Source organism: uncultured Pseudoalteromonas sp., assembly GCF_963922945.1.
Lineage (GTDB): Bacteria > Pseudomonadota > Gammaproteobacteria > Enterobacterales > Alteromonadaceae > Pseudoalteromonas.
The window spans coordinates 1-7,310 of record NZ_CAWUKC010000123.1; the positions used below are offsets into that span (position 1 = coordinate 1).

Consider the following 7,310-nt stretch of genomic DNA (forward strand, 5'->3'; position numbering starts at 1 on the left):
GGCAATTTTTGATATAACTCACCCATTAGCAAAACACGTCAGACCACCTTTTAAGAGAACACACTATGGCCTACGCACATATTACTGGTTGGGGTAAATGTATTCCACCAGCAAGCATTAGCAACGATGAAATTAGCGAAATAGTTGATACCAACGATGAGTGGATCACCACACGTACGGGTATTAAATCTCGTAGGGTTAGCCATGTTAGCACCGCAGAACTTGCAACCGTTGCCGCAAAGCACGCCATCGATTGTGCAGGGATTGACGCAAAAGATATCGATTTAGTTATTTTAGCAACGTGTACCCCTTCTACTGTAGTGGCCAATACCGCCTCTATGGTGCAAAAAAATATTGGTGCGACCGGCGCTGCAGCTATGGATACCAATGCTGCGTGTTCTGGTTTTTTATATGCTCTTCAGGCAGCTACCGCTCAAATTCAGGCGGGTATGATTAAAAAAGCCGTGGTTATTGCTGCTGAGCGCATGACTTGGTATGTAAACTGGGCACGTCGCGACAGTGCAGTATTATTTGGTGATGGCGCAGGTGCAGTAGTACTCGAAGCCGCAGACACACCTGCAGGCCTGCTAGGTACTAAAACCGGCTGCGACAGCGAAGACAGAGACATTTTACATATTACCAATTTTGGTAGCGATCTAAATAAATATGAGCCTATAGGCCCATCTGACTTGCTATTTGAAGGCCGTGAAATTTTTAAACGTGCCGTTAAAGGTATGAGCGAAGCGTGTGATGATGTATTAACGCAAGCTAACCTAAGCCTTGATGACATTAACGTGTTAGTACCACACCAAGCTAATTTACGTATTATTCAAGCAATTCAACAGCGTTTAAAAGTGTCGGATGAAAAAGTAATGGTAAATATTGCTGACTACGGTAATACCTCAGCCGCTACGATTGCTATTGCATTATGTGAAGCCGTAGAGCAAGGGTTAATTAAGCCGCATTCAAATATTATGTCGGCAGCGTTTGGTGCCGGTTTAACATGGGCCGCAAGCTACATAAAATGGGGCGAGCGTGTAACGCCGATTAAAGTAAGTGATGCAACTTTGCCACCATGTGAGCTAACTGGCCTTGAGCTTGTCGCCCCCGCAGTTAAAGCCTGTAAAGACGCTGAGCCAAACTAAGCATTGTTAAAAAATATAAAAATTAAACGCACTTTTTAGTGCGTTTTTGTTTTTAAAAAGAGCTAACTACATGGAACTATTAGGTATTCATCATGCTGCAATTATTTGCAGTGACTATGCCCGCTCTAAGCACTTTTATAGTAACGTACTTAAACTTAAAGTGATTAACGAGCATTTTAGAGCTGCGCGTAATTCGTATAAATTAGATTTAGCCATGCCTGATGGCAGCCAAATAGAACTGTTTTCGTTTGATGGCGCACCTGTAAGGGCAAGCTACCCAGAAGCGCAAGGCTTAAGGCATTTAGCATTTAAAGTTAAAAACGTTGCCCAAGCAAAGCTGTATTTAGAGTCACAAAATATAACAGTGGAAGAGATAAGAGTGGATGAAATAACCTGCAAAAAATTCACCTTTTTTGCCGATCCAGATAACTTACCGCTTGAGTTATACGAGGTATAACCCTCGTATAACAAGGTTTATTTAAAGCGGCTTTGCAGGTAATTAAATACTGCACGAATTCCTAACGCTTCACCGCCGGTTGGACGCCCAGGTAAAGCACGTAAATTCCACGCCATTACATCAAAATGTACCCAAGATGTGCTTGGCTCTACAAACTCTTTTAAATAAAGCGCTGCGGTAATTGCACCACCAAATGGTGTGCTGGCACAGTTTGCCATATCAGCTACATCGCTCTTTAAAAAGCTTTTGTACTGATCAAATAAAGGCAATTGCCACACTGGGTCGCTCACATTTATACCAGCATCAATAATACCATTTGCTACATCGCGCTCAGTTGAGAAAAAGCCCGGTAGCTCAGTCCCTAAAGCAACACGGCAAGCACCGGTTAGGGTCGCAAAGTCAATAATTAGTTCAGGGTTATCGTTTTGTGCTTCGCTAAGCGCATCACACAATACTAAACGCCCTTCTGCATCGGTATTATCGATTTCAACCATAATGCCTTTACGCGTTTTAATTACATCACCTGGGCGAAACGCATTTCGCGATACCGCGTTTTCAACCGCAGGCACTAAAACACGCAGCCTTATTGGTAAGTTAGCCGCCATAATGAGCTGCGCTAAAGCAATAACATGTGCTGCTCCGCCCATGTCTTTTTTCATGTTGCGCATGCCAGAGCTTGGTTTTAAATCAAGCCCGCCTGAGTCAAAACATACCCCTTTACCAACTAAAGTAATAAGTGGTGCGTTTTCATTGCCCCATTTTAAATCAAGTAAGCGTGGTTTGTTTTCGCTGGCACGCCCTACCATGTGGATTGTTGGGTAGTTTTGCTCAAGTAGCTCATCGCCAACCCACTGGGTAAACTCACCATTGTAGTTATTGGCTAAATCTTCCATCACTTGCGATAAATGTTGTGGCATCATATCTACCGCGGGAGTGTTTACTAAATCACGCGCTAAATAAATAGCATCAGCTTGTTGCTTAATACGTTGATACAAAGCTTCGTCGCCAATGGCTAATTGTGCTTTAGCCGTTGGTTTTTCTTTATATTCACTAAATTCATAGCCGCCTAACACAAATCCAAGTGCGACTTGCTCTGTAAAGGCATCATCGCCTTGAATTTGATAGGTACCTAGCGGTAACTTATTGGCAAGCTCACCTGCAGCCCAAAAATCGTCTTTGCTTTGTAATAAACAGTAAACATGACTTAGCTCACCTGTTTTAGCGTCGGGCACAAGTGCTAAACCTTGCTTTTCAAAGCCGCTATTTGTTAACCATGTTTGGATAAAAGCCGGTTGTTGAGATTGCCATTCAGTTAACTCGTTTTTAAGAATAAAAGATAAAGGAATACCAGAAGAAGTATGACGAAGTAATGCACTCATTGAAAAGCTCATATAATAAAAAATGGTACTTCAAAGCATATCAATAAGATTGGCTAAAAGGTATAGCTAATTTTAGCCTTGTTTAATCTTTATTTGGTGATTTAGTGTGTTGTTTTAAATCCTCTTTAACTATTTCAGCATCGAGTTCTTTAACAGGCTTATTAAGGCTAAATGAGCTTGGCAACACATCTACACCCACTAATCTTCCAAGCTTCACAACCAAGGGAATAGTAATAGGGGCAAACGGTAATACAGCAAATACACCTAAGCCAAGCCCTTTTAAAATATCAACAAACTGTTCATTAGCTCGCTTAAGCTCCTCTTTGCTTGTTTGCCCTTGCGTGTAGCGCCTGTAGATAGTGAGCATTTCGATGGTTTCTTGTTTTTCTTGGGCAAGTGCAATTTTAAGCGCCACCATTGCACGACGAAAGCGAAGTTGTTGACGCTTTTTACTAATTTTAACAACCCGCCAAGGCGCACGGTGAATCACTTTATATAATCGCATAGTCTGTATTTTCACACATAGGCGGTTTTACACAAGAATAATTTACTTATTACGCCGCATACTTTACCCTTTTGCACTAAATTAGTGCTTACAAGCTCCTTATAATGCCAAACAAACACGTAATAGCGCACGACAAACCCCAAAAGCCAAAACCTGATGAATGCTGTGGCGGAGGTAGCTGCTGCCCGTGCGTGTGGGATGAATACAGAGAAAAATACCGCCAGTGGCAGGCTCAAAGCACACTCAAAAAACCCACAAAAGAAACAAACTGATAACATTTACACATCAGTAAAGCGCATTAAATCTTCCGCAAACCGCCAAAACCGCACTTTATTAGTTCAAATTAGTTAAATACTGCACCATTATTGCAAATTTATTTTGTTTTAAACTTTTTGTTATTAAAGCGTTAATTAATAATTGCCCTGAAAGTTTTTTATGTATAGGCTGTACATAGGACTTCACATGAGGTGGGCTTTTAGCTTTGCGAAGTCGAGTAGGTTGACTTTTTATACCCATGTGAATACGTCCGCAATCAAAAATAAGTAATGTTAATAACGGCATTACGTACAAAATATATTCTAACTGGGGAAAATTAGAATGAAACTTAAAAGCAATGCGCTAAATCAGGCAGTTAAGTTTGCCTTAGCCACAACAACCACAGCTGGTTTGTTTATGTCTGGCTCTGTTATTGCAGCAGAGGAAAGTGAAACGAAAGTTAACAAAAACGTAGAAAAAATAGCCGTAGTGGGTACGCGCTCAGCGCCACGCTCTATTGGTGATTCACCAGTTCCTATTGATATTATTGGTGGTGAAGAACTTGAAAAGTCTGGTAACACAGACATGCTAGAGCTACTTAAAGGCTCTGTTCCTTCTTTTAATGTTCATCAAAACCCAATTAGTGATGCTGCATCACTTGTACGCCCAGCTAACTTACGTGGTCTGCCCTCAGATAGCACGTTAATTCTTTTAAATGGTAAACGCCGTCACCGTGCTTCAGTTATTGCATTTTTGGGTGGTGGTATTAACGATGGTGCACAAGGTGCTGATATTTCAGTAATCCCAAGTATTGCTCTTAAGCAAGTAGAAGTACTACGCGATGGCGCAGCAGCACAATATGGCTCTGATGCAATCGCAGGTGTTATGAACTTTCAGCTGAAAGATGCCTCTGAAGGGGGTAAGCTTGAGGTTCGTCAAGGCCAATATTACGAAGGCGATGGTGATACAACACAGATTTCGGGTAATGTAGGCTTACCGTTTACCGACAATGGTTTTGCTAACTTAAGCTTTCAATACAAAACAGCGGACGCAACAAGCCGCTCAGTACAACGACCTGATGCCGCAGGGCTCGCCGCAGCAGGCGTACCAGAAGTTTCATCTCTAGCCCAAGTGTGGGGCGCGCCAGAGGTTGATGACGATATTTCAATTTTTGGTAATGTCGGTTTAGAGCTAACAAATGACTCTGAATTTTATATGTTTGGTAACTACTCTGAGCGTGATGTACGTGGTGGCTTTTACTACCGTAACCCGCATACTCGCCCAGGTGTTTACTCAAATGACGGCGGTGAAACGCTGCTTGTTGCCGATTTAACAGAAGATATGAGCGCTAACTGTCCTACTATCGCGATTGACGATAACGTGCTTGATAACCCAGACTACATTAGCGGAGTTGCTAACAACCCTGATTGTTTTGCATTTAACGAAGTGATCCCTGGCGGTTTTACCCCTAACTTTGGTGGCAACATTACCGACACCTCGTTAACCATTGGTACAAAGGGTATGTTCACGGGTGGTTTCTTTAAAGGCGCGTTTTACGATTTAAGCGGTACAGTTGGTTTAAACGAATCTCGTTACTTTATTTACGATACGGTTAATGCCTCGTTAGGAGCTGACAGCCCGCGTGATTTTAGCCCGGGTAAATATGAGCAACTAGAGAAAAACTTTAACTTTGACCTTTCTAAAGGCTTTGATTTTGACCTAGCGTATGATGTGAATATTGCCGGTGGCTTGGAATGGCATGAAGAAACATTTACTGTTATTTCTGGTGATGAAGCGTCATTTACAGCAGGGCCTTTAACTGAGCAAGGCTTTGGCATTGGCTCAAATGGCTTCCCTGGCTTTAAACCTTCTGATGCTGGCGAATACACACGCCGTAACTACGCAGCCTATGTTGATGTAGAAGCACCATTTACAGAAGAGTTTTTAATGGGCCTTGCGGTACGTTTTGAAGATTACGACAGCTTTGGTTCAACAACAAACTACAAAGTAATGGCACAGTACCACCTTACAGAAGACTTGAATATTCGTGGCTCTGTAAGTACAGGTTTCCGCGCCCCTACTGTTGGTCAAGCTAACGTAAGTAACGTTCAAACCAACTTAAGTAACGGTGTACTACAAGATTCTGCATTATTACCACCTACAAACCCAATTGCGGTACAGCTAGGTGGTACCGAGCTAACACCTGAAGAATCACAAAGTTACACATTAGGTGCTGTTTACACTATTGGTGATTTATTCTTAACGCTTGATTACTACAACATTGACGTAGAAGATCGCATCAGCCAATCAGAAAAAATCGTATTAAGCCAAGCTGATAAAGACACGTTAGAAGCAGCAGGTGTACCTAATGCACAAAGCTATGCGCAAGTAAGCTTTTTCACGAATGACTTTGATACTACAACGCAAGGTATTGACTTAGTAGCTAACTACACAGCTGACATGCTAGGCGGAAGCTCTACATTTAGCCTTGCATACAACTGGAATGAAACTGAAGTAACCAAGTTCAGTGACATTACTGGTGAGTTTAAAGTTAAGCGTTTAGAAGAAGACTTACCAAATCACCGTGCAACACTTACTTGGGCACAACAATGGGAATCTTTCTCAATGTTTACTCGTGCTAACTACTACGGCGAGTACCAAGGTGTTCACGTAGATTACGATGCCACAGCAAAAACAGCTGACGCAGCAGTAACTATTGACGCTGAAATCACGTACTTCTTAAATGAGTCGATTAGTTTCTCGGTAGGAGCACAAAACATCTTTGACCAAGACGCTGAAAAACTTGATTTTGAAGACCGTACCGGTATTCCTAACAATAACTGGGGCGGGCAATACTACGAAACGTCTCCATACGGTATTAACGGTGGCTTCTACTACGCGAAAGCAACCTATACTTTCTAATCTTTTTTCATGATAAACCAAGGCGAAATGGTAAGACATTTCGCCTTTTTTATTTTATATTAATTAAAAAAACAACAATGCCGCGTCATGCTAATTAAAAAAGCCAATCAATTATTACAGCAAAATAAACTCAAAGAAGCCGAGTTTCATTTTAAAACTATCTTAAATAGTAACCCGCAAAGCGGTGAAGCTTTATTTGGCTTAGGGCGAATAGCACTTAGGTTAGAGCGCTATGATGCAGCAGTATACTTATTACAAAAAGCATGCGAACGTTTGCCTCATATGCTGGAGCCTTTACACGCGCTTGCCGATGCCTTTAATGGCGTACACTCCCCTAATGATGCGCTTAAAGTACTCGAATACGCTAAAAGCATAGCAAGTCATAACCCAGAGCCTCATTACTATTTGGCTCAGCATTATTTAACCTACGGCGAATTAGACAAAGCACACACCACGTTTGCTCATGCGCTTAGCATGGGGCTCTACCCGGTAACAGCCTATATCTTGTTTGAACTAGTACAACTGGGTCGCTTTAATAAAGAACATAATTATGTCAGTAACCTACACCACTTTTTAACGCAAACCAATAACGTGCGCTTAAAAATGGTGTGTTACTACGCGTTAGGTAAAAGCTACGACAAACTAGA

Annotated in this window: 7 protein-coding genes; 5 read left to right on the forward strand and 2 right to left on the reverse strand. The window is 41.8% G+C overall.

Annotated features, from left to right (window positions below):
• Nucleotides 1-65: 65 nt before the first annotated feature.
• The gene (locus tag AABI99_RS17080) at nucleotides 66-1,145 is read left to right on the forward strand and encodes a ketoacyl-ACP synthase III (RefSeq protein ID WP_338367325.1); all 1,080 of its coding nucleotides are present in this window, start codon (nucleotides 66-68) and stop codon (nucleotides 1,143-1,145) included.
• Nucleotides 1,146-1,215: 70 nt separating this feature from the next.
• A complete protein-coding gene (locus AABI99_RS17085; protein ID WP_338367327.1) occupies nucleotides 1,216-1,602 on the forward strand; it encodes a VOC family protein in 387 nt (128 codons plus the stop codon).
• A 17-nt stretch (nucleotides 1,603-1,619) separates the two neighbouring features.
• On the opposite strand, the gene AABI99_RS17090 is transcribed toward AABI99_RS17085, so the two are convergent.
• Nucleotides 1,620-2,981 carry a leucyl aminopeptidase family protein gene (locus AABI99_RS17090; protein ID WP_338367329.1) on the reverse strand — a complete coding sequence of 454 codons (1,362 nt, stop codon included), beginning with the start codon at nucleotides 2,979-2,981 and terminating at the stop codon, nucleotides 1,620-1,622.
• A gap of 82 nt (nucleotides 2,982-3,063) precedes the next feature.
• Nucleotides 3,064-3,486 carry a hypothetical protein gene (locus AABI99_RS17095; RefSeq protein WP_338367331.1) on the reverse strand — a complete coding sequence of 141 codons (423 nt, stop codon included), beginning with the start codon at nucleotides 3,484-3,486 and terminating at the stop codon, nucleotides 3,064-3,066.
• Between the two features lie 104 nt (nucleotides 3,487-3,590).
• Here AABI99_RS17095 and AABI99_RS17100 point away from each other — a divergent pair, with 104 nt between their 5' ends.
• The 3 genes from AABI99_RS17100 to AABI99_RS17110 form a co-directional block, all read left to right on the forward strand.
• A complete protein-coding gene (locus tag AABI99_RS17100; protein ID WP_338367333.1) occupies nucleotides 3,591-3,758 on the forward strand; it encodes an oxidoreductase-like domain-containing protein in 168 nt (55 codons plus the stop codon).
• A 325-nt stretch (nucleotides 3,759-4,083) separates the two neighbouring features.
• A complete protein-coding gene (locus tag AABI99_RS17105) occupies nucleotides 4,084-6,663 on the forward strand; it encodes a TonB-dependent receptor (protein WP_338367335.1) in 2,580 nt (859 codons plus the stop codon).
• A gap of 87 nt (nucleotides 6,664-6,750) precedes the next feature.
• Nucleotides 6,751-7,310, forward strand: a 560-nt coding sequence (locus tag AABI99_RS17110; protein WP_338367336.1) for a tetratricopeptide repeat protein, incomplete at its 3' end; no start/stop codon positions are given.